2 protein-coding genes and 1 pseudogene are annotated in these 1,242 nt (G+C 75.5%); 1 reads left to right on the forward strand and 2 read right to left on the reverse strand.

Annotation, left to right across the window (positions count from 1 at the left end):
- On the reverse strand, window positions 1-432 hold a 432-nt coding region (locus tag D8M29_RS12140), incomplete at its 3' end, for a hypothetical protein (RefSeq protein WP_127446020.1).
- A 94-nt stretch (window positions 433-526) separates the two neighbouring features.
- Here D8M29_RS12140 and D8M29_RS12145 point away from each other — a divergent pair.
- A complete protein-coding gene (locus tag D8M29_RS12145) occupies window positions 527-1,039 on the forward strand; it encodes a Rieske (2Fe-2S) protein (protein WP_020627853.1) in 513 nt (170 codons plus the stop codon).
- A 7-nt stretch (window positions 1,040-1,046) separates the two neighbouring features.
- Here D8M29_RS12145 and D8M29_RS12150 read toward each other — a convergent pair.
- A pseudogene (locus D8M29_RS12150) lies at window positions 1,047-1,242 on the reverse strand (PLD nuclease N-terminal domain-containing protein); the annotation flags it as partial.

A 1,242-nucleotide genomic window follows, 5' to 3' on the forward strand; every position in this document is an offset into this window, starting at 1 on the left:
TCGCAGCCCGCCCTGCAGGGGCGAGGCCTCCTCGAGCCGGTCCACGGCGAGCGGGCCCTCGGCGGCCACCCGCGCGAGGAGGAGGTACTCCGCGTACGAGGGCAGCACCGCGGCGTCGATGCCGGCCCGCTCACGGTCGATGCGCACCCGCTGGGCTCCGGCGGAGTCCTCGTGGGTCGTCCATGCCCAGCCGTCCCCGTCGGGCGTGAAGCCGACCTGCGTCTGGGCGAGGTAGCGCTCGGGCAGTCCACCGCGGGCGGCGCGCTGGGCGGGCGTGGGGGCGAAGCCCATGCGGGTGGTCAGCACGCCGTCCTCCAGCACCCGGTGCAGGAAGCCGACGTGCACGTCGTCGAGGGTCACGGCCTCCCACCGCTCGAAGGGAGTGAGGTCGAAACGGGCGGCGCCGGTGGGGCGCGGGGCGGGGTGGGTCACGGCGGTGCTCCTGGGGCTCGGGGGTCCGTCCCCCCGATCCTCGCACCCGTCGGGCCCGGTCGCATCCGCCCTCGCCACGGGCGATAATGGGTCGATGACCACGCAGGACTCCCCCCTCACCCCGAACTCCTCCCGGTCCGGCTGCTGCGACGACCACGCCCGCCCGGACACCTCCCGCCGCACCGTCCTGGGCCGCGGCGCCGCCGTCGCCGCCGCGGGTGCCGGCACACTCGCGCTGGCCGGCTGCACGGACCGGCTGCGTGAGAAGGACACCGCGCAGGACCACTACACCGGCTCCGACGCCGTCGACGCGCTGCCCGCCGCCGAGCTGCCCGTGGGCGCCTCCCGGGAGGTGCAGGTGCAGGGTCGGACGCTGATGATGCATCGCGTGGACGAGACCACGGTGACCGCCTTCACCAACGTGTGCACGCATCAGGGCTGCCTGCTCCAGGTCGTGGACCGGCAGGAGGGCCCGGCCTACGCCTGCCCCTGCCACGGCTCGCACTTCGACGTCACCTCGGGGAAGCCGTTCGGCGGCCCGGCCCGCAAGGCCCTCATGGACTACGACGCGGCCGTCGTCGACGACCGCATCGTCGTCAAGCTCTGAGCCCGGCTCATTCCTCCGGCGCGCCGTAGCGCCGGCGCGGGGGCACCACGACGGCGGAGCGGTCGTTGGGGTCCCACGCCGGCTGCTCGCGCCGCCGCGCCGGGTAGTAGCGGTGCCGCCACCAGAACCAGATGAGCGCCCCCAGCACCGGCAGCAGCAGCATGAGGCCGACCCACGGCAGGCGCGCCCGGGCGTCCAGGGGG

Source organism: Micrococcus sp. HSID17227 (assembly GCF_003989405.1).
GTDB classification, from domain to species: Bacteria; Actinomycetota; Actinomycetes; order Actinomycetales; family Micrococcaceae; genus Micrococcus; species Micrococcus luteus.

Coding starts and splice junctions, on each gene's coding strand:
- D8M29_RS12145 (WP_020627853.1), top strand. CDS start 527: ATGACCACGCAGGACTCCCCCCTCACCCCGAACTCCTCCCGGTCCGGC.